General features: G+C 45.8%; 16 protein-coding genes. 7 read left to right on the plus strand and 9 right to left on the minus strand.

Going from position 1 to position 22,265, the window contains the following annotated elements; translation table 11 throughout:
* Nucleotides 1-294: 294 nt before the first annotated feature.
* Nucleotides 295-861 carry an amidohydrolase family protein gene (locus tag E5S67_RS03610; protein WP_246276612.1) on the plus strand — a complete coding sequence of 189 codons (567 nt, stop codon included), beginning with the start codon at nt 295-297 and terminating at the stop codon, nt 859-861.
* Here the strand turns inward: E5S67_RS03610 and E5S67_RS33110 are convergent.
* Nucleotides 841-1,041, minus strand: coding sequence for a hypothetical protein (locus E5S67_RS33110; protein ID WP_246276613.1), 201 nt, complete (start codon nt 1,039-1,041; stop codon nt 841-843). The genes E5S67_RS03610 and E5S67_RS33110 overlap by 21 nt on opposite strands.
* Before the next feature lie 182 nt (nt 1,042-1,223).
* Between E5S67_RS33110 and E5S67_RS03615 the strand changes: the two genes are divergently transcribed.
* The 6 genes from E5S67_RS03615 to E5S67_RS03640 all read left to right on the plus strand — a co-directional run bounded on the left by E5S67_RS03615 (nt 1,224) and on the right by E5S67_RS03640 (nt 8,486).
* A complete protein-coding gene (locus E5S67_RS03615; RefSeq protein ID WP_216670173.1) occupies nt 1,224-3,212 on the plus strand; it encodes a hypothetical protein in 1,989 nt (662 codons plus the stop codon).
* 8 nt (nt 3,213-3,220) lie between these two features.
* Nucleotides 3,221-4,039 (plus strand): SDR family NAD(P)-dependent oxidoreductase, encoded by an 819-nt coding sequence (locus tag E5S67_RS03620; protein WP_172185564.1) that lies wholly within the window; start codon nt 3,221-3,223, stop codon nt 4,037-4,039.
* 108 nt (nt 4,040-4,147) lie between these two features.
* Nucleotides 4,148-5,350: a glycoside hydrolase family 10-like protein gene (locus E5S67_RS03625; protein ID WP_172185566.1), complete on the plus strand. Its 1,203-nt coding sequence runs from the start codon at nt 4,148-4,150 to the stop codon at nt 5,348-5,350.
* Between the two features lie 14 nt (nt 5,351-5,364).
* Nucleotides 5,365-6,042, plus strand: a complete 678-nt coding sequence (locus E5S67_RS03630) for a TIGR02117 family protein (RefSeq protein WP_172185568.1) — start codon at nt 5,365-5,367, stop codon at nt 6,040-6,042.
* Nucleotides 6,043-6,174: 132 nt separating this feature from the next.
* A complete protein-coding gene (gene hisA / locus E5S67_RS03635; protein ID WP_172185570.1) occupies nt 6,175-6,948 on the plus strand; it encodes a 1-(5-phosphoribosyl)-5-[(5-phosphoribosylamino)methylideneamino]imidazole-4-carboxamide isomerase in 774 nt (257 codons plus the stop codon).
* Nucleotides 6,949-7,067: 119 nt separating this feature from the next.
* Entirely contained in the window at nt 7,068-8,486 is a 1,419-nt protein-coding gene (locus E5S67_RS03640) for a cation:proton antiporter (protein ID WP_172185572.1), read from the plus strand.
* 73 nt (nt 8,487-8,559) lie between these two features.
* Here the strand turns inward: E5S67_RS03640 and E5S67_RS03645 are convergent, their stop codons facing one another.
* The 8 genes from E5S67_RS03645 to E5S67_RS03680 form a co-directional block, all read right to left on the minus strand.
* Entirely contained in the window at nt 8,560-8,829 is a 270-nt protein-coding gene (locus tag E5S67_RS03645) for a hypothetical protein (protein WP_172185574.1), read from the minus strand.
* A 112-nt stretch (nt 8,830-8,941) separates the two neighbouring features.
* Nucleotides 8,942-11,773 carry a PAS domain S-box protein gene (locus E5S67_RS03650; RefSeq protein ID WP_172185576.1) on the minus strand — a complete coding sequence of 944 codons (2,832 nt, stop codon included), beginning with the start codon at nt 11,771-11,773 and terminating at the stop codon, nt 8,942-8,944.
* A 41-nt stretch (nt 11,774-11,814) separates the two neighbouring features.
* The gene (locus E5S67_RS03655; protein ID WP_343045286.1) at nt 11,815-12,891 is read right to left on the minus strand and encodes a BMP family protein; all 1,077 of its coding nucleotides are present in this window, start codon (nt 12,889-12,891) and stop codon (nt 11,815-11,817) included.
* Between the two features lie 378 nt (nt 12,892-13,269).
* Nucleotides 13,270-15,444, minus strand: coding sequence for a glutamine synthetase III family protein (locus E5S67_RS03660; RefSeq protein ID WP_172185580.1), 2,175 nt, complete (start codon nt 15,442-15,444; stop codon nt 13,270-13,272).
* A gap of 900 nt (nt 15,445-16,344) precedes the next feature.
* Nucleotides 16,345-17,595 (minus strand): alpha/beta hydrolase, encoded by a 1,251-nt coding sequence (locus E5S67_RS03665; RefSeq protein ID WP_172185582.1) that lies wholly within the window; start codon nt 17,593-17,595, stop codon nt 16,345-16,347.
* A 625-nt stretch (nt 17,596-18,220) separates the two neighbouring features.
* Nucleotides 18,221-20,023, minus strand: a complete 1,803-nt coding sequence (locus E5S67_RS03670; protein ID WP_172185584.1) for a serine hydrolase — start codon at nt 20,021-20,023, stop codon at nt 18,221-18,223.
* A 71-nt stretch (nt 20,024-20,094) separates the two neighbouring features.
* A complete protein-coding gene (locus tag E5S67_RS03675) occupies nt 20,095-20,829 on the minus strand; it encodes a calcium-binding protein (protein WP_172185586.1) in 735 nt (244 codons plus the stop codon).
* Between the two features lie 347 nt (nt 20,830-21,176).
* Nucleotides 21,177-22,265 (minus strand): calcium-binding protein (locus tag E5S67_RS03680; RefSeq protein ID WP_281363517.1); only part of this gene is annotated, 1,089 nt, incomplete at its 5' end.

Here is a 22,265-nt window from a genome sequence, read left to right on the forward strand (position 1 = left end):
AAGTTTATAACAATTTGATTGTTACTAACTTGTGATATCTTAAATCTTTACTATAATTAAGTAGCAGGGGTTACTTTTTGATAATTTTGAGAATTTATTAAGTTTATTACTGTTGGGAAATCACAAATATTCGTGTTCTACAATCATAAAATAAAAATCAATGTAAATTTACAAAAAGGGTAAATATGTGAGCTTTACAATTCAAAATGCTTTAATTCCGGTCGAGAGAAGTGATGAAACCGCAGACGTGCAAGTGGTGGATCATTGCATAAGTGCGATCGAATAATTGGTTGTTTGAGCCCCATAACTTCCTTAGCGCACTGCGTTTGGCTGGACGATTCCGACATTGCGATTATGGCAGAAACTGGAGAGACAGCCGTATACAATCCCCTCAGCAATTTGCGGTTAGGAAGCGGGATTGCACCGATTTTGAAATACCGTCAAGCGGGAGTAAACGTATATTTTAGCTGCGACGGCGCTGCTAGCAATGACTCTCAAGATTTGCTGGAAGCGATTAAAATTGGTTCGATTTTGCACAATATCGCGGATTTGGATTACCGCCAATGGATTACACCGCGCCAGTCTGTAGAAATGGCATCCCTGGGAGGAGCAAAAGGCTTGAATCTCGCCGATGAAATGGGTTCGCTGACAGTGGGTAAAAAAGCAGATTTTGTGCTGTATGATTTAACCAGTTTATCATTGCTGCCGCGCACCTATCCGATTGGCTTGCTAATATTGGGACGCCCGGCTAATGCGGTAGACAGCGTTTGGGTAAACGGCAAGCAAATTGTCGCAGAAGGTAAGGTGAAAACGATCGATGTTGATGCTTTGAGGCGGGAATTATTCGATCGCAGCGAGTGAAATAGCAAGCGTCAATCGCAAACGGTGAGCGAGATTGAAGCGCACTACCGCCAAGTGATGAAACTGCAAGGTTACTCTTAAAACCCGATCGCCCCACTCGATCCCAGCCCCCGGGAAACCCCCAACAAGCGCGTTAGCAAAGGCGGTGGGAGGAATGGGGGCGATCGAGCACAGCCGCATTTTATTAAAAATTATTATTTGTTACAACACCATAATTAACATTTTCTTATTCCTGAAGGCAGAGGGAGCGATCGGCCATAACTTGCCCACAGAAAGAGGTATTTATACGCTGTGTTTCTTAAAATCTTAAAATCGTTGCAGAGTGTATCAGGCGCTTAAAGAGCGCTTAAAGTAATATTAATATGCTGACAGCAAACTTGTTAGAGCCGAAGATATGGCGCCGCGGCCTCATCTTCCTATTGATAATTGCAGTTATAACTTTTGCCGCCTACAAAATAGAAATCACCTTAACAGGAACGCCAAAACTTTCTAAAACTTACACGCCCGCCACACAGCCGACACAACAAGAAATAGGCTCCTACGATCGGTTAGGCTTTGTAATTACTAAAGAAGAGGCAGAAAGTTTGCGTCAAACACCAGAAGGAGAAGAAGAATTGTCTCCAGAAAATGGCGCTGTTGCTATTACTGAAGATTTATTAAAACTCGGTCGCAAGGCATTTTATACCGAAACATTTGGCGGCGAATACTTTCAAAGCGATGTAGCCGGCGCGCTAGACGGCCCGATCAATTCCGTGAGTTTGGGGAAGGCGATCGCGCGGCTGGGAGGCAAGCCGACAACTAATTTGCAAATACCATTAGACGAAGATGTAGAAATTGGCGGCAAACTCTTCAAAGCCGGCACATTTCTCAACACGGGATTGGACATCCCAAAAGGCTCAATTCTTCCCTTAGGAATGCGTACCAGCATCAAAGAAGGTAAGCTGAGAGTTGGCATTACTTGCGCTTTGTGCCACGCAACTGTAGATAGCAGCGGCCGCATTTTAGAAGGCGCGCCCAACAACGATGTTAACACAGGTTTGCTGTTAGCATTCGGCACCAATTCAGCCGCCATGTTTCGCCAAACAGGGGTTAATCCAACTCAAATTTCACCAGGAAAACATACATATATTAACGCTAGCGGAGAGACAGCATATTTGCCAGATGCAAAAGCACTAGAAGATGCAGTTGACGCACAACTGTTAGCATGGCCGCCGGGGAACTTCGATTCAACAGGCGATGTCGTTAACAATCCCTCCCAAATTCCCTCGTCTTATACCTTTGAAAACTGGCCTTACGGTTGGAGCGGATTTGCTTCTGTCGGCTGGTTTCACGGATTGACAACCCTCAACAACAACGTCCACGCTACTAACTCGGATGCTACCACGGGTGCAGATTCCAGTTTGCCGCTAACAGGCATTGATAAAGAAACATATCTCGGCACGCTTCTGCAAAATGCAGCTAATCCATCATTCCGCTTGCCAGAAGGTGCCAAACCCTCAGAATTTTTCGACAAAATTGACCCGACACCGGGGGAACCGGGGATAAATCGAACTACCAAAATGCCCGGTTATCCGAAGGGTTCTATTTTTATGTTAGACGGATTGATGGCAAGCACGCCGGGACTGCCAGTTGCGGCGCAACTCAACGGAATGTCGGCTTGGCAAAACACGCTTGCACCGCCTCCAAATCAGCCGGCAAATGATGTGGAATCTTTACGGCGAGGTGCGGAGGTTTTTGCAGGAGCTGGTTGCATAGATTGCCACAGCGGGCGCTATTTTACTAATCACGATGTTGTCCGCGAACAGGAAATAAAATCTCAACCTTCTCGGGCAAAAGCACTGGCAAAGTTCCCCTTAATTTTTACCTCGCCTCAAACTTATGCTAACAGCGAAACTGTGCCGGTTTCGTCCGATGCACCTGTCTTAGATGTTCCTACAAATATCACGCCAAAACCATTGCAGCAGTTAGCTTATGCAGCGAACAATCCGGCGGGAGGTTACAAAGTACCGAGTTTAATCGGACTTTATTTAACCGCACCTTATTTGCACGATGGAGGTGTGGCGGCGGGTACGGAGCCAGACCAACTCGGAATGGCAGGCACGTTAATGCAGAATATTAAACCCGACCCGGCTGCTAGCTTGCGGGTTTTGGTTGACAGGAACTGGCGGGAAAAAGCAATTGCCGCTAACCGCGCTAATTCGGATTTGCAAGCGACAAATGTTGACGGCAGCGGACACGAATACTGGGCAGATGAAAAAGCGGGTTATACTGCCCAAGAGCAAAATGATTTGATTCAATTTTTGCTGTCAATTGATGACAGTCCAGAAGTCCTACTTTCCCAATCAAAGTAATTAAAAATATGGCTGAGACGGTACTAATTACAGGTGCTTCTCAAGGCATCGGCAAAGCAACAACTCTTTTGTTTGCTAGCAAAGGTTATGATGTTGTGCTGGCGGCGCGCCAGAGCGATCGCCTGGAAGCTTTGGCTCAACAGGTAAAAGCGCTCGGGAGAAATGCTTGGGCTATTCCTGCTGATGTTAGAGATGCCGAACAAGTAAATTCACTGGTGCGCGCCGCGCTGGCTTCCTGCGGCAGTATTGACGTGCTAATTAACAATGCGGGCATCTACAGCTTGGGGCAAGTAGAGCAATATTCGTTAGAGGATTGGCACCAGATTATCGATACAAATTTGTGGGGATACATCCACACAATTCACGCGCTGCTGCCGCATTTTTTGGCTCGGGGCAGCGGTACAATTGTCAATGTGGGTTCGATCGGGGGCAAGATCCCGATCGCTTATCAAGTTCCTTACACTACTAGCAAATATGCTGTTACTGGATTGACGGAAGGATTGCACGCGGAATTATCGGATAAAGGGATTCGAGTTTGCGGCGTGCATCCCAATTTTATCAAGACTGACTTGATGGAAAGAGCTATCTTTTTAGGGAAAGACAGGCAAGAAGTGCAGCAGCGACAGGATTTAGTAAAAAAGGCGATCGAAAGTCCGCTGTTAGAAAATCCTGAAGATGTAGCAAAAGCTATTTGGCAGGCGGTTAAACACCCGCACTCTGAGATAATGGTTGGTTCGGCAAATGTGTCGCAGGCAAGTTATCGTTTGTTTCCGGGGTTGATGGATTGGATATTTAAGAAAATTTTTGGAATGAAAGATAATGGTTGAGGATTCATAGCTTTCTTTAAATGGGTAAATTCAGCTTTGTTTGATATGATCTTTTATTGTCCTCATCATCTCTTCTGGGGGCAGCACAAACAAAGCAAGGAAGGTTGAATGTTTAAATTGTACGGGTGGCGGCGAGGTTTGGTCTTAACTCTTGTTTTTGCGATCGCCCTTACCTACTCCGCGATTTTATCGCCCCGTCTCTTGGCTCAAACCCCGCCCAAAACCCCAACAACCGAATTGCGCGGCGTCTGGCTGACGAACATTGACAGCGACGTTATTTTCTCCCGCAACAACATCATTGACGCTGTAAATCGACTGGACAAACTCAATTTTAATACTATCTATCCCACTGTGTGGCAAGGAGGCTATACGCTTTATCCGAGCGCTGCAGCCCAACGAGTATTCGGACAGTCGATCGACCCATCGCCCGGATTGAAAGACCGAGACATCCTCAAAGAAATTATAGCACAATCCCGCCAAAAAGGTATAGCAGTAATCCCCTGGTTTGAGTTTGGTTTTATGGCTCCCGCCGAATCAGAATTAGCCACACTTCACCCCGACTGGCTGGCGCACCGGCGCGACGGTTCAACTATTTGGAAAGAAGGTCAACACGATCGAGTTTGGCTGAATCCCTTTCATCCCGAAGTCCAGCAATTTATCTTAAATTTAATCCTAGAAATTGTCGATAATTATGATATAGATGGCATTCAATTTGACGACCATTTCGGCTTGCCAGTAGAATTTGGCTACGAGCCGTTAACAGTGTCAATGTATCAGGAACAAATCAAAAGCCCTCCCTCCGACGACGCCCGCGAAACCTTCTGGGTGCGCTGGCGCGCTGACAAAATCAACGACTTCGTGGGGCGAGTTTCCCGCGCCATCAAATCCCGCAAAGAAAAATGTATTGTCAGCTTATCTCCCAACCCTTTTCACTTTTCTTTACCCGCCCACTTGCAGGACTGGTTTACCTGGGAAAGACGCGGCTATATCCAAGAAATTGTGTTGCAAGTTTATCGGAGCGATATCAAGCGTTTTAGTGCCGAACTGGAACGGGAAGAAGTTAAACTTGCTAAACTTAACATTCCAACTGCGATCGGCATTTTAACTGGTCTTAAAAATAATTCCGTGCCCCTCAAACAAATTCAAGAACAAGTGCAAGAAGTGCGAAAAAGAGATTTCGCTGGCGTGTCGTTCTTTTTCTACGAAAGTTTGTCTAATTGGGCTAACGAAACCCCCGAACAGCGCAATTCGGCATTGCAAGAATTCTTTCCCACAAAAATGCAGCGCCCGCCATCCGAAGGCACAATTTGAAACCTACGGTTAAAATGAGAAAAAGCATACAGCGCTTAGGAATTGTCATCTTATCTTTGAGCGCTTTCCTAACAATTGGCTATCTAACCCCCAGAAAGTGGGGAAATTACTCGCAAGCAGATTGCACAATCTCTCTATACATTTCTAACGAAGGCATCCACACCGAAATCATTGTTCCCGTTAAAAATGAATATTTTGACTGGAATCAATTTTTACCGCTAACAGAAATAGGGCGGGATGCCACTTCTGATTATAAATATTTGTCTTTTGGCTGGGGAGATCGAGCTTTTATGCTGGAAACTCCCACATCAGAAAGTATCAACCCAGTTACAGCTTTCAAGGCGCTATTTCTCCCTACTCGGTCTACCCTACACGTTCAAGGTTATCGGGTTCTCCCCCTAAATATTGAAACCAAATGTGTTAAAAATAGTGGAAAAAATTATCTGATGCTGGTAAATTTTATTAAAAATTCATTCCAATTAGATGCAGCAGGCAAGAAAATGAAAATTAGCTACGGCTATGGTAACAGCGACAGTTTTTATGAAGCAAAAGGCAGTTACTATATTTTAAGAACTTGCAACGACTGGACGGCCGAAGCTTTGCAAAAAGCCGATGTCAATACTCCTTTATGGTCAACGCTGTCTTCTGCCATTATGTTTCATTTAAATAGCGGTTGCGAATGTCAAGAATAAATGGTAATGGATAATACCATTTTAGATTTTAGATTTTAGATTTTAGAATGAATGATTATGTATGGGTTGGGATCTTGCCTAAAGTTGCATTCTTTTTTTTAGCTGGTATAATTACCAATTTGAGGAAAAATTATGAATGTAATTCCAGCGATCGACTTATTGGATGGAAAATGCGTCAGATTGTATCAGGGAGACTACGCGAAGTCTCAAACTTTTAACGACAACCCCGTCGCAGTCGCCAGAGAGTGGGTAAATGAAGGCGCAACCATGCTGCATTTAGTAGACCTCGACGGCGCTAAAGCAGGTCATCCAGTCAACCAAGCAGCCATTGAAGCGATCGTCCGATCCGTAGACGTTCCCTGTCAAGTAGGTGGCGGAATGCGCGCTCGCGCTTCTGTTGCTGCTATCCTCAATTTAGGCGTCCGGCGCGTCATTCTCGGCACTGTCGCCGTCGAACAACCGCAATTAGTCGGCGAATTGTCCGCCGAATTTCACGGCCAAATTCTGGTTGGCATCGATGCCAGAAATGGCAAAGTTGCTACTAGAGGCTGGCTAGAAACTTCGGAAGTTTTAGCAACAGAATTGGCGCAACAAATGGCCGAGTTAGGCGCGGCTGAAATTATTTACACCGACATTCACCGCGACGGTACTATGGAAGGGCCGAATTTGGAATCTTTGCGCGAAATTGCTAACGCTATTTCGATTCCGGTGATTGCTTCCGGTGGCGTTAGTTCGATCGCAGATTTGTTAAGTTTGCTGGCTTTGGAACCAATTGGTGTCAAAAGTGCGATCGTCGGTAGGGCAATTTATACAGGCGATATCTTGCTAAAAGAAGCAATTCAAGCAGTCGGACAAGGGCGGTGGCAGGATGTACCGCCAGATTTGGGTTCTTCAAGCTTTGCTTGATAGTCATGTCGAGTTAACTGGCTACCCAATATCTAACAGTTATCAATTTTCCGACTCACAGTCAACAGTCAACAGTCAACAGTCAGCGTAGAATCGTCTTTCTTACCATCATCCTACCCATGTTTTTGAACCATACAATTACAGCTTTAAGTTCTGGGATGGCATCCCTAGTTGCTCCCATACCTTTGTTAGCAACAGTCGAGGCAGAAAATGCGCCGATCGTCCTCAGCGGAGTTTTGCTCACTTTAGTAGTGATTTACCTCGCCAGTAAATTAGGCGCGGAAGCGGCTATAAAATTTGATTTTCCGCCGGTTCTGGGTGAACTTGTAGCAGGAGTAATTGTTGGCGTATCTGCTTTACACCTGGTCGTTTTTCCCGAAAGCGGGCTGTCAGCATCCAACTCAGGGATTATGACAGTTGTGCAATCGATTAATCATCTGTCTCCTGCCGCCCTCACCAGTGTGTTTGAATCGCAGAGTGAAGTCATTTCAGTGCTGGCTGAATTAGGCGTGATTGTTCTGCTGTTTGAAATTGGTTTGGAGTCGGATCTCAGACAACTAAAAGAAGTGGGGGTTCAAGCCGTCGTTGTCGCTTGTGTCGGCGTGGCAGTTCCCTTTGCCGCCGGTACTGCGGGCTTGATGATTATTTTCCACACGGCGGCAATTCCGGCGATTTTTGCGGGGGCTGCTTTGACGGCAACTAGCATCGGAATTACGTCGAAAGTTTTGTCGGAATTAGGACGGCTGAAATCTAAAGAAGGTCAAATCATTGTCGGTGCGGCGGTGATTGATGATGTGCTGGGAATTATTGTCTTGGCTGTTGTCGCGAGTTTAGCGAAAACCGGTGAGATTGATGTTGTTAATGTCATTTATTTGATTGTCAGTGCAAGTGTCTTTCTACTGGGTTCGATTCTGTTGGGCGGCATCTTTAACGACAGCTTCACTGCGGTGGTGGAGAAGCTCAAAACTCGCGGCAATATTGTGATTCCCGCCTTTATTTATGCCTTGTTCATGGCGTTTCTGGCCAATGCAATTCATCTCGAAGCGATTTTGGGTGCCTTTGCTGCGGGCTTGGTTTTAGATGAAAGCGATGCGCGCAATGAGTTGGATGAATTGGTGAAACCCATCGCCGATATGGTTGTACCCATCTTCTTTGTAGCGGTGGGAGCTCGGGCGGATTTGGGGGTTTTGAACCCAACAGTGCCAGATAATCGGGCTGGTCTTTTGATTGCCGTATTTTTGATTGTGGTTGCGATTTTGGGCAAGCTAGTGACCGGTTGGGTGGTGTTTGGTCTGCCGGGAATCAATCGATTGGCGATCGGAGTGGGGATGATTCCTCGGGGCGAAGTCGGGTTAGTGTTTGCCGGCATCGGTTCCGCGAGTGGGGTTTTGGATAAACCGTTAGAAGTCTCGATTATTATCATGGTGATTCTGACGACTTTTTTGGCTCCGCCATTTCTGCGGATTGCCTTTGGCGATACGGTAGAGCCTCCAGCTAGCGGGGAACCTTCTAGCGAGAAAACGGTGATTAGCGGGTGATATTAAGTCTGTTTTAAGGTGGTTGGGGGCGATCGGCTGGTATTGAACCACTTTCCGGCGATCGTCTCCATTGCTACTCATTCGCCTCCAGGTTATGTTGCATTTCCACACCAACGGCACCACCAGCCGCATCTAAACTTTCTCGCAGTGCGTTTGACATATTTTGTCGATCGACCAGGCTGCGGTTTTGACTGAGCTTATAGTTGCCTTCCCACCGAGTAACAGTCCTCTCAAAACCCACAATGCCGTTCATAAAACCTTCACGAAACCTGTTCGATAAACTATCGCAGTGCGATTTGTAGCTAGCTTCATAGGTGTCTATTATCAGAAACGCTATAGCCATCCTAAATCATTTGTGAATTTCTTACTCCCTCCCCTTACTAAGGGGAGGGTTGGGGTGGGGTAAAAAATTTACTACTCATGTAGGATTGCTATATATATGAATGCGATCGCAGTTATTTACCAACAATTGCTACAGCACCGCTTTGTAACACAGGAATTTCAATACGGAACTCTGTTCCTTGATGGGGTTGAGAAAAGCACTGGAGTAAGCCACCGTGCTTGTCAACTACAATTTGATAGCTGATGGATAGCCCTAATCCAGTTCCTTTACCAGTTGGTTTTGTGGTGAAGAAGGGATTGAACACCTGTTGTCTAACAGTTTCCGTAATTCCAGGTCCATTGTCTTGAATTTGAATCACCGCGTTTTTACAATGACCGGGCTGAGTTTCGTTTGTGACTAGCTTAGTCCGAATAGTGATGCGACTGGGATTCTGTTGGATGTCTTTTGGAGCACGCTGATTGTCGTAGTTTTCTAAAGCATCGATCGCATTTGCCAGAATATTCATAAAGACTTGGTTCAACTGTCCGGCATAGCACTCTACTCGCGGTAAGTCGCCGTACTCTTTGACAATTTCAATAGCAGGATGACCCGGATTTGCCTTCAGTCGATTTTGCAAAATCATCAATGTGCTCTCAATTCCCTCGTGGATATCAACTGGCTTCTTTTCTGCCTCATCCAGCCGCGAAAAGTTTCGCAGCGACAGGACAATTTGACGAATGCGATCGGCTCCTACCTTCATTGAACTCAGAATTTTGGGCAAATCTTCACTAATGAAGTCCAGCTCGAACTCTTCAATTTTTTCCTCAATTTGGGTATTAGTTGGATAGGTTTGCTGGTAAAGCTGAATCAACTTTAGTAAATTTTGCGTGTAGTCGGCAGTATGGCTCAGGTTGCCATAGATAAAGTTGACTGGATTATTAATTTCGTGAGCAACACCAGCCACCAGTTGCCCCAAACCTGACATTTTCTCTGCCTGAATAAGCTGTGCCTGAGTTTGCTGTAAGGTTTTGAGTGCAACCTCAGCTTCCTCTTTTGCTTGCCTTAAAGCAGCTTCGGCTTGCTTGCGCTCAGTAATATCCAGTGCCAAAGATGCAACTCCAACAATATTTCCACCATCTCCTACTAAAGGCGTATTGAACCATTCGCAAATAATGATTTTGCCGTTTCTCGTAATATTTTCGTTGACGCTGTAGCTTCCTTGGCCCTGCATCACCAAATCGTTCATAACTCGATCGACGAGCTCTCTGGCAGATGCAGGCACAATTAATTCTGCGGGATGGTGTCCGATCGCTTCTGTAGCCGTGTAACCAAAAATCTGCTCTGCCGCTGGATTCCAGGTAGTGACTTTAAAGTTTAAATCCCATTCCACAACTGCCAGTGAAGTTTTGCGGAATATAAAAGATAGTCGCTGTTCCGAGGCTTTGAGTTCTTCTTCTGCCTGTTTCCGTTGAGTAATGTCAATCCCTGTTTTGATGATGTACTCAATTTCACCCCGATCATCCACTAAAGCAGTATCTGACCAGGCAATCAGTCTGAGTTGTTCATCTTTGCTCAACCAACTGCCTTCATACTGCTGGGGAAATTTACCAGCTTTTAAAGACTCAAAACCAGTTTTGGCTTGTCCAGCTAAGTCTGAGTTCTGGAACAAGTCCCAAATGTAGCGCCCCTTCACTTCACTAAACGAGTAATGAGTCATTTGTTCGCAAGCTCGGTTAAAGCGAACGATTTGTCCCTGCGGGTCGAGTACAACCACCAGGGCACCTGCAATTTCAAGAATGGCTGAAACGAAATTGCGTTCCACTTCAACTGCTTTAATCAGCTCCTCTAACTGGGTTGCCATGTTGTTAAATGCGATCGCCAATGTCCCCAATTCGTTTTGGCTGTGGATGTTGACCCGCGTCTCTAATTGCCCCGCACTGAGTTCAGTAGCTGCCGCGGTTAAGCGCTGGAGCGGCACCACAATTTGCCGAATAAATACATACCCAATGCCAACAGCGACGACCGTCACCACCGCCAATGAGCCTTCCATAATTGAGAGCATTTGGTAAACGGGAGCATACGCCTCAGCCGTTGGCAGTTCTACAACCACCTTCCAATTCACGCTCCGAATTAAGGTACTGGCTCCCATTACTTCTACTTGTTTTAGACCCCGATAAACATTAAGGTGCTTAGTATCTTCGGATGCTTTCAAAAATTGAAAGAAAGGGCGCTGAGAAATATCTTGAAATTGAAAAGTTTCTGGCTTACTACCCTTTTGAGCAATCAGAAAATTACGCTCATCGACTACATAGATATAACCCGTTTTGCCAACCTTTGTTTGGGAAACAACAAACCAGAGAAAGTTGAGATTTACCTGCGCTAATAGCACCCCATCCACCTCATCTCGCTCATTCCGAATCGGAACCACCAGTATTGTGCTTGGTTGGTGAGTTTGAGGATTAATTTCTACAGGACTCACATAATCTTCCTGTTGTTTGAAGGCACGAATAAACAGTGGCGAATTGGCTAGATTTTCTAACTTGAGCGGTTCGTAGGGTGAAACTGACGCGATAACTTGTCCCTTCCGGTTCAAAATGGCAACTGCTTCATAAGCATCATTATGACGAGTCAACCCTTCCAACAGGCTCTGCTGCACTTGAGGTTGAAAGTTGGTGAGTCCTTTGACCCTAGCTAAATAGCTCAGTTTTTGTTTCAAGTCATCTAGATAATCATCAATCTGCCCTGCTGCTGTCTGACTGCGCTCTTGTTGGAGCGATCGCGATTGCTGGATCTGCGCCTGAAAGCTGAGGTAGATCAGCCAGCCACCAGTGGGCAGCAAGCTCAGGAGAACCAAAAATATCAAACCATAGCGGAGTTGATTTGCAATAGATAAGAAGCGTTGCCAGGGATGAGAACGGGAGCTTCTGGCAATGGGCAGAACGCGATCGTTGCGTTGATTGTTCATCAGACTTAGGACAAATAACGGTAAATCAATTCATCGGCACACTAAGGAGAAACATTAATTTTGCCAGTCGTCACAGCTTCTCGAACGGTCTTGAAAGTTTCCTCTTCCTGAGACGTGAGAGTGCCACGGAAAGGGGCAAAGTCGTAGATTTTTTCCTTGAGCCCAAACTTGTAAAGTTTTCCTTCCCAGCGACCTTCCTGGGTTAACACGGCCGCATTTAGCACCAGATTGGGAATGTCCTGCAGAACGCTAGTTAGGACTTTGCCGGGAGCCAGTTCGTACTGATCCTTTGCCCAACCAATCACAAAGACTCCTGGCTTTTGCGTAACGGCTTTTAGCGCCGCTAACCCTGCCTCATCCGCGTTGATTGCCAAAACATCTACTCCAGAGGCAACCATATCCGTTGCGACTTTGGTGGCTTTGTCCGTATCGCTCCAAGTGTTGAGAAAAGCCGTCGAGGCTTGGACAGAGGGATTCGTTGCCTTCACTCCCCGCCTAAACAAAGCTTCTTCTTCTTTATAAACCGGATAAGGTGCACCCACAAGATAGCCAACTTTATTGCTTTTGGTCTTCATGGCAGCCAAAGCGCCTGTGAGGTACCCCACCTCACCCGAGCGAAAGGCAACAGCCCCCAAATTTCTGTTATTCCCTGGATGCGTTGTAACCAGGGCAAATTTCGTTCGCGGAAATTCTTTAGCGACCTTTTCGGCAGCTTTGGGATAGGCACCACTGGCTGCAATTACCAGGTCATAGCCTGACTGGGCATATTTGCGAATGGCAGCTTCACTATGTTCACCGTCAATACTGCCAGTAAAGTCTACCTGAGCATTAAATTTATCTTTGATGAGATTCAATCCTTCAAAGCAAGCTTGATCCCAACTGTTGTTATCTTTAGGTCCTGTCGTGACCAACGCCACTCTAAAGGTGCTAGAGGTGCTTGCTTCAGGGGAAGAGTCTATGTTCGGAGTCGATCGACTGCAACTGAGCGCAAAAAATAGAGCTAGAGCCGCCAGAGTCATTTGTTTGAAAAGAGATTGAATTTGCATAATAGCTTGTCGCAGCAAGATTACTTTTTCTACTCTGATAAATTTGTTGAATGGTCTCTCAAAAATCTTCACAACTCTTACTCTAGCTGGCATTTAATGACTCTGACCGAAAGCATCCAGGATACAAGCCCCCGGATTCATCCGTGGGGTCAATGCTTCAATTCTTTAATCTAAAATCTAAAATCTAAAATCTAAAATCGATTGACCGAAAGCATCCAGGATACAAGCCCCCGGATTCATCCGTCCAGAAATAAAAAAACTGTATCCGATAAAGGAGCCCCCGAATTTATCCGTGGGGTCAATGCTTCAATTCTTTAATCTAAAATCTAAAATCTAAAATCTAAAATCGATTGACAGATTCAGCGTAACACTCATTTAACCTAAAAAAAAGTAAGGACCCGGCACTGCCGCGTCCTTACAAATCTAACTTGCAATTAACCGAATTTGCGATTACTTAACAAACAGCATTTCTTGATAAGTAGGCAGCGGCCACAAATCATCAGCCACTTCACCCTCCAGAGCATCCGCATACTGGCGAACCTCATCCATCAAAGGACGAATTGTTTGCGAAGCATACTGCATATGGTCTTCTGTCGAAGCAAAATCGTGCTTGCTCAAAGCCGCACTCAATTTGCTCGCAGTATCCATCATGGATTTAAGCAGCACCGCTACTTTTTCGGCACTTTCCTTTTCCAGTTCAATCCCAATCTCTTTCAACTTAGAAATCGTCCCGGAAAGTTCAGCTAAATATCTCACCGCTGCCGGGTAAATGATGGTTTTTGCCATGCTTGTTACCAGTTTTGCTTCGACTTCAATTGCCAGCAAATACTGCTCTGCATAAACGTCATAACGGCTTTCCAATTCAACGGGAGTCAGAACACCTGTCTTTTCAAACAAGTCTTCAATGTATCCTTCCTTCAACACGGGCAAAGCATCTGCCGTAGTCCGCAAGTTAGCTAAACCCCGTTCCTCAACGGCCATTTTGTGCCATTCTTCCGAATAGCCGTTGCCGCCAAATACAACCGCACCGTGCTCGTCCATCACTTCTTTGAGAATTGTTTGGATGGCAGCATTCAGTTCAGTTCCGTTAGCCAAATCGCTTTGTAATTTGTTAGCAATCCAGTCCAAAGAATCTGCAAGAATTGTATTCATCGCCACCAGCGGCCCGGAAACTGACTGACCGGAGCCTACTGCACGGAATTCAAATCGGTTGCCAGTAAAGGCAAAGGGCGAAGTCCGGTTTCTGTCTCCAGCATCCTTCATGAAAGTAGGCAGTGTTTCTACACCTAAGTTCATAATTCCCCGACCTTTAGAGTCCTTAACTTCTCCCCGGCTAATTTGCCCGAAGATATCTTCTAATTGCGAACCCAAATAGACAGAGATAATTGCTGGTGGAGCCTCATTTGCACCCAATCGGTGGTCGTTGCTGGCAGTAGCAACTACCGCGCGCAATAGCGGGCCGTATTTGTGAACTCCGCGAATCACAGCGCCGCAGAAAACTAGAAATTGTATGTTCGAGTGCGGTGTATCGCCGGGGTCTAATAAGTTTCCTTGGGTGGCATTGCCGACCGACCAGTTGACGTGTTTGCCGGAACCGTTAATGCCGGCGAAAGGCTTCTCGTGCAGCAAACACATAAAACCGTGTTTCTTCGCAGTGTTGCGGAGAATTGTCATGGTTAATTGTTGGTGATCGCTGGCGACGTTTGCAGCTTCAAAAACTGGTGCAATTTCAAACTGACCGGGAGCTACTTCGTTGTGGCGGGTTTTGGCAGGAATGCCCAGCCGGTACATTCTTTCTTCTACTTCCTGCATGAAGACTTGAACGCGCTCTGGAATCGCTCCAAAATAGTGGTCGTCAAATTGCTGACCTTTCGCAGGAGGTTTGCCAAAAAGGGTGCGACCTGCTAGCAGTAAATCGGGGCGGTTGTTGGTGAAATTGGCATCTACCAGGAAGTATTCTTGTTCGGAACCGCAACTGGAATTTACCGGAGCAATTTCGGTATTTCCTAATAGCTTTAACACTCGGGTGGCTGCTTTGTTCATTGCGGAAATGGAACGCAAAAGCGGCGTTTTCTTGTCTAAGGCTTCACCTGTCCAAGAGATGAAAACAGTAGGAATGCACAATGTCATGCCGTTGTCTGTTTCCATGACATAAGCAGGGCTGGTGACATCCCAGGCTGTATATCCGCGAGCGGCGGCGGTGGAGCGAATGCCGCCGTTGGGGAATGAGGAGCCATCGGGTTCGCCTTGTACGAGAACTTTGCCGGCAAATTCTGAGATGACGGAGCCGTCGCCTTGTACTGAGATGAAACCGTCGTGTTTTTCGGCGGTGCTGTTGGTTAGCGGGTAAAATACGTGGGCGTAGTACAGGGCTCCTTTAGAAATAGCCCAATCTTTCATTGCTGCTGCAACTACATCAGCTACGGAATCATCGAGTTTTTGACCGGTTTGAACGGTATTTTTTACTGATTTGAAAATACTTTTGGGCAGACTTTCTTGCATCTTGCTCAGACTAAAAACGTCTGTTGCCCACATATCTTCTAGCCGCTTGGGAGGCCGGGCAGGCATCTGTTTGCGGTTGACGATTTGAGAAATTGCTTGAACGCGCGATTCGTTTCCACTCATGGTTATTTTTATTGGGATTGCGGGACGAGTAGTTGAGAAAAAATAGATGTTAGCAAAAGTTTAACGATTGACGAATATTTTGGATTTACCCAACATTTTTTGTCAAAGCTAACTTTTGGGAGAATGCCCTTTTTGGCAGGCTCTAAAAGATTGGAGGAGCGAGGCTCAATCACTTCGCCGTCCACCGGGCGTGACAATCCAGTGTGAGATGCGGTTGGATTTCGGTTATTAGCAAGAAAATAGATGGTAAGAGCCTGTACTAATTTGAGTCAACATGATAGATGCCTGCGCTGCACAGATTTAGTAGCTAATCTTCACCCTGGTCAGCTCAAAAATTTTGTGCGAATCAATTCCGATGAATTCAGGTCAAAACTACTTATGGTTTTTAACGGTTCGACGATCGATAAATCGCAGTCCAGCAAACAACGCACTCGTTTAGGGGTTTTGAAGAATTATGGAGAGTACACAATCTACACTTGGAGAGTTTAAACAATCATTAACCAAATGAATGTATCCTAAGCTACAGAATTTTATGTTTTTTTCAGAAAGGCCGATCGCACCGATCGCACACAACCGCAGGATTTCAGTGTAACAGGACGCGGGGCGCTGAAACTGAGGGGCGATCGTACATTTACAGGAATTATCGAGGGATAGTATATATAGTGTGCCAAGAAAAGGATCTCACTTTGGCGTTGCTGAATTCTGGTATGAAATTTGTAGGGGCAATTCCCCCGTGGTTGCCGCACCGCTGGCGGGGTCAGCTTTTATTCAGCAGCCCCACAAAACTTTCCCAGCGCAGTAATGGGGATTTCTATGAATTTAAAATGAAGAGATTTAGAGCAATAGTTCAGACAGTTTGAGACGCCGTTTATTGAGCATAAATGAGTAAATTTTAAACTCTTATTTAACTGGTTTGTAATCGGAAGACTTCAGGGTATGAGCCAAAAAGCGTTCTGTGTAGTACAAAGCCAGTTGATTGCTCGGCCCATTAAAAACTGCATCAAAGGCGTGTTCAGCCCAAGGAATTTCGAGCAAAATAGCCCGATCGCCCGTGGCTCGCAATCGTTCGTACAGCGATCGACCAAACTTAGCTTGAACGATATGGTCGCGACCTGCATAAACCAGTAGAGAAGGGGGAAGATTCGGTTTAATATAATTTATGGGAGAAGCTCGACGGTAAAGCTCGTTGAGTTCATCTGGCGTTCCTCCCAGAAAGGCACGCAAGACGGCTCGAACATTTATGGCATCAGGAAAAGGTGGGTCATTGTATCCCCGAATCAGGTCATTTGGCCCGTAATAGTTCACCACTGCTCGAACTGGAAGCACACTTGAATCATAAGCAGTTAGCATTGCTAAATGGGCACCTGCCGACCTTCCCATCAGAGCAATTCGATCGAGATCGAGTTCCCAATCAGCAGCATGAGTTTTGATATAGGAAAGAGCGGCTTGTACGTCCTCAATCTGAGCAGGAAATCTATACTTGGGAGCGTGGCGGTAAGCAATTGCAACCACACAATAGCCTTGGGCGGCCATATAGCGGCTGAATTCCTCATTGGAATCGGCATTGCCTCTCTGCCAAGCTCCCCCGTAGAGCGTGATAATCGCCGGATATTTGCCAATTTCCACCGGCCGATAAAGGTTTAGTTGCAGTGAAACTCCGTCAGGGTTGGCAAATCCAATAGCCCGATCGATCCTAACGTCTCTAATCGGAATTCCTCGGAACGCATCTGCGAGGATAAACGGTTGAGGGCGTAGCTGCGCGCGATCGGCTTGAGGAACGGCTGCTAAATAGTTTTCCCCTAGAACTGCTTGCATTTGGGTAGCTATCGCTGCATTGGCTGCTGGGAACTGAATCAGTGGAAGCAGGCCCAGGATTAGGGCGAACAGGTTACAAATTGACAAAATAATGTAGACTTTGCCTTGATGCCGTCGGAGCAAGTTCAGCAGAAGGGCGATCGTATTGATACCGACCAACCAAGGACTAATTTCTGGTGCTCCCACCGCCAAAGGGTACAGTAACATCGTGGGTGCTGGTAGGATGACCCAGAGACTGAGAAATAGTGCGATCGCACTCAGGAACCAAGGGATAAATTGCGAGACTAAGAACGTTGCTAATAAGGGTAACTTTTTGCGGTTCTTCTTGTGGATCATCGGATTTTCGCAGCCTAATTTTTAATCAGTTTAAACTAATATCATTGTCCTAAAATAGGCTACAATAATAGTGAGACTTTAACAAATATTGCCTCAAAGTAGATTACCAAAAAGCATTGATTTAACACCTAAGTCGTTAAAAATAATTTAATCGCCTTGCGCCACAAACAGGATAAATCTTTCGGAAACGATTTCTTACATCACTATGGCATAATTTTTGAGAATAGGAAGTATATTTTAGATTCAAGCATTAGCTATAGCAATCCTCGCATCATTTGTGAATTTCTTACTCCCTCCCCTTAGCAAGGGGAGGGTTGGGGTGGGGTAAAAATTTACGACTCCTGCAAGGATTGCTCTATGACTGATGACTATCGGGTTTGAACCTTTTCTAGAATTGCATTTTTTTGGAACTGGTAAGCTAAGGCACATCTAAATTTTATAGTCAAGTGTGATGAAATTATTGTGCGTATCTTACTCGCGCCCCAAATACAATTTAGATGCCGGACTGCTTATCAACAGCGCTAATTCGTTTGGATTAGCTGGAGCCAATTATACTCTGGGTCAAAAGCATTTTTAGGATTTAAAATGAATAGTATACAATGCCTAAAGTACAATGCTATAACTTTTATTTTTGAACGGCACGAGGTGCAACGAGATTCCAATTTACCTGAGAAACACCGTACAAAATAAAATTATTCAACATTCCGTAAGCATCCCCGCAATTGTAGCTTTTAGCCTCAACACATTTGCGATCGGCATTCTGATTGACAGCCACAAAAATATCAACTCCATCCGGCAACACACCCGCATACATCTTCAAATTAGCAAAATCATCAAGGATGCGACCTCGATCGTCCAGCGGCGGCAATTTCCACTCTTTCGGATTATTATTTCCTCCTAGCTGGATTGCCCAAGCATGAGTACCGTCAAGCGCTCCGTTGTGGGCAGTATATCGATTCCAAACATTATTTCGCTTTTCTCCGATGCGCGGGTTATTCTCATAACCGCCCACCCAATATTCTGACATGAATTTGAGAAAAACTTCAGCTTCCGCAGCAAGGGAACCAGTGCCAGGACTCAAATCAGTGTTTCTGCTGCTAAAGGGAACTTGGCTTAAATTCCAAGACCAATTTATTCTCCCCGGCTTCGGATTTAACCAAGTAGCAAAATCGCATAAGCTACCTTTCCAGATGCAGTGCGGTCGCTTCAAATCCCATCCTTGACCATAGTAATTTTTCCCGTTCCAATGCCGTTTTTTAGGCTCGCGATCGCCAATATTTTCTACTTCTTGGCTCATGAAAATTCCCCGGTCAGCCGCAGTAGGAATTCCTAACTCGGTTTTGAAGAAAACCTCCAAAGCCGAACTTTGATGAGTTGCTGGTTTACCCATTTTAGCAGCATAGCTCCCGGAAGCCACCAACTGCTGCAAAATAATCGTAGGAAATGCGGGACTGGTATTGGAATAGTGATATTGACCGAGAGGATACTGAAGGCATCGCCCTGCCAAAACCTGCATAGTTTCTGTTAAAGTGGGACTGGGCAAAAAATAGCCAGCGCTAGCAGAAATGCCGAGTTGATTTTTTGCTGAATTGACAGATTTGCTGCCCCATTCGCTGACAAGTAGCTGTTCTTGTGCTTGGAAATCGGCTGCTGTTTTCAGATTGCGAAGCACTGGCAAATTTGCAATCATATCTTGACCGTATCTTGGCGCGCTGCGCTGAAGTCCCGATCGGTGCGACAAAAAATGTCCGAGGGTGACGTTTTGCCACTGTTGATCTGCAAATCCCGCGTTGAGATTGGCACAGTTTTTGTCTTTCACCGGAACCGGAAATTTGACTTTTCCCGAAAATACGGCGTGCAATCTTTCAGGGATAATCGCTACTGGATATTGCTTGTTTAAACCGGGAATTAGCGGCGGATAATGCTGGGGGTCGAACAATTTCATCCCTTCAATTTGGTCATCAGTAAGTTCTAAACCGGCGCGATCGCGCGCCGTCTGTTTAAGCGCCCAGCGCACCATTGCAAAGGTAACAGGCTTGCTGATACTGCCCATACGCATGGGGGTATCTGCCGCGACTGGGGGAGCCAGAGGAGCCTGCATATCGTCGCCGCAAGCCGGATTCCAGTTATTAGTAGGTCTGCCTTTCATGCGGCCGACACCCCACACACCGACGGGTTTACCTTTAACAGAAACACCGAGTACGGCCGCACCGACGCAGCGGTGGCGCATGAATTCTGTTAGGGATTGCAAAATCGGCTGGAGTTGCGCGTCACCGCTACCGCTAACGGGGATATTTTCTTGCGCTAAAGCTGTGTTGTTGTTGGACTCTGAAAGCTTTCCCAAGCCTGCTATGAGGATAGCTGAAATCAAGGTCAAAGTTGTGCAGACAAGTCTGTTGATTTTTTGGCGATGATTCGCAATTTTCATGATAACAAACTCCAGATTTAAAAAAGTAGGGCGGTGCTCTGCTGACCGCCCTGTAACAGCGATAATTAAGGCTATTGAGGGATAGGAGGCGCGGATAAGAATACTTGATTTGGGTTGACATTAGTTAAGTTTGTGCTTTGTACAACGCCAATCAAGTTATCCTTGTAGAAGATACCAGTATCTTGAACATTGTTGCCGTTCCAATCGCCAGTTTTGAGAGTGTAGCCGTCCCCTACCTGACCTTTAATTTGGATTTTATCTTGACCTAAACTAAAATCCGTAATAGTAGCATGGCCAGTTCCCAGGTAGTAAACGTTATTAACGTTGCCGAGTACAAAGGTGTCTGTTCCCGCGCCGCCGGCGAGAGAATCGGATTCGCTACCTGCGCCTATACCGTTACCAGCCCCAGAAAAATTAGCACCGTCAAGATAATCGCTGCCGTCGCCGCCGATGAGATAATCTTTGCCGCTTCCTCCGAATAGATAATCGTTGTGCAACCCTCCCGATAGGGTATCTTTACCGCTGCCTCCGTATAGGAAATCTTCGCCAGCTTCGCCGTATAATTTATCGTTGCCGGTGTCGCCATTTAACTTGTCGCTGCCGAAGCCGCCGTAGAGGATGTCATCTCCGCCGCGGCCGAACAATTTATCGTTGCCTTGATAGCCGTAGATTGTATCATTTGCAATCTGAATTTGACCTTGACCGTCGATCGTCCAATCGTCTCCAACTAAGGATTTGTGGAATTGACCGTTGCCGTTGACAGTGTTGTTGTCGTCGAATTGAGTACCGTTGATAACTGATGACATTTTTGTTGCTCCTTTTTGTTGTGGACTTGGTGCAATAGCAATTGCGACCCAAGCAATTTGTTCTATGTAAACCAGTTTCTTCTCAAATCGAGTGAGCGACAATGGGAATAAAATCAGGTAATTTAAAAGCCTAAAAAAAGGGTTTTGGCAACGATGTATCCGAAAAAATCAGGTACTCAAAATATTAAAGTTGGAAAAAGTCAGGTTGGCGATCGTAATTTTTAGGTCAGGACTTACGCACTCTCACCCAAGAAACCAGGTTTTTTACCGAATCTGCGGGTCACAACCTGCGTATTTTCGTAAAAAAACCTGGTTTCTGAACACCCAAGCGCAACTACAAACAAATTTTAATATCCTAGTTGTGTAAGTCCTGATACGTTATTGAGAGTAGCTAAAATTTGACCGGTTGCTGTCAAGCGGATTAAGGTGTCGCTGTTGGCTTGAGTAATGGACAGTTGAGAGGCAGTCAAACCTCTAGTAAGGGCGATCGTATCTTTTCCGGGTTCAAAATCTAGAATGGTATCGATTGCTGAATCTGCCCAAAGCAGAAAACGATCGTTTCCACTTCCTCCAATTAAAAAATCATCTCCCAAATCGCCGCTTAAAAAGTCGTCTCCCGCTCCCCCAAATATGGTATCATTGTCTTTTCCTCCCCAAATCGTATCATTTCCTTCACAGCCATCAAGTAGGTCGTTATTTTCATCACCCAACAGAGTATCGTTGCCACCGCCACCACAGGCAGTATCGTCACCTAAATTTCCCAACAGAGTATCGTTGCCTTCACTGCCTAAAATTAAATCTCTATCCTTACCTCCCAATAAGAAATCGTTTCCTTTTCCTCCATCCAAGAAATCCGAGTCTTCGTTGCCGTGAATGAAGTCGCTATCTTCTCCGCCATTTAGCGAATCTTCTCCTTGATTCCCACATAATGTATCTCTTCCTTCATTACCAAGAATAATGTCTTGATTCTTGCCACCAAAAAGCAAGTCATCTTCCGTTCCACCAGAGATAAACTCGTTACCTTCGTTACCGTTTAAAAAGTCATTTCCTTCGCCGCTAAACAGGTTATCGTTACCTTCTTTTGCCTGGAAATAATCCTCGCTGCTGCTGCCGTCGAATGTCTCATTGCTAGCAGTACCTGTGAGGGGTAGATCGATCGCACTATTCACAACTACCTTTTCTACAGGATTGGGTTGGTTGAGATTTGGGAGGGATAGAGAGTTACAGGGGCAATCTTCTGTCGGAATTTCTGTCGGTGTCGGAGTTGCTGTGGGAATCTCTGCAGGAATTTCTGTCGTAACTTCTGTGGGAATTGCCGTTGGTGTTGGCGTTTCTGTCGGAGTTGGTGTCGGAGTTGGTGTTTCTGTCGGAGTTTCTGTCGGAGTTTCTGTGGGACTAGGTGTTGGTGTCGGAGATGAAATAGACATATAGGAGGG

It is taken from the genome of Microcoleus asticus IPMA8 (assembly GCF_013179805.1).
GTDB lineage: Bacteria > Cyanobacteriota > Cyanobacteriia > Cyanobacteriales > Microcoleaceae > Microcoleus > Microcoleus asticus.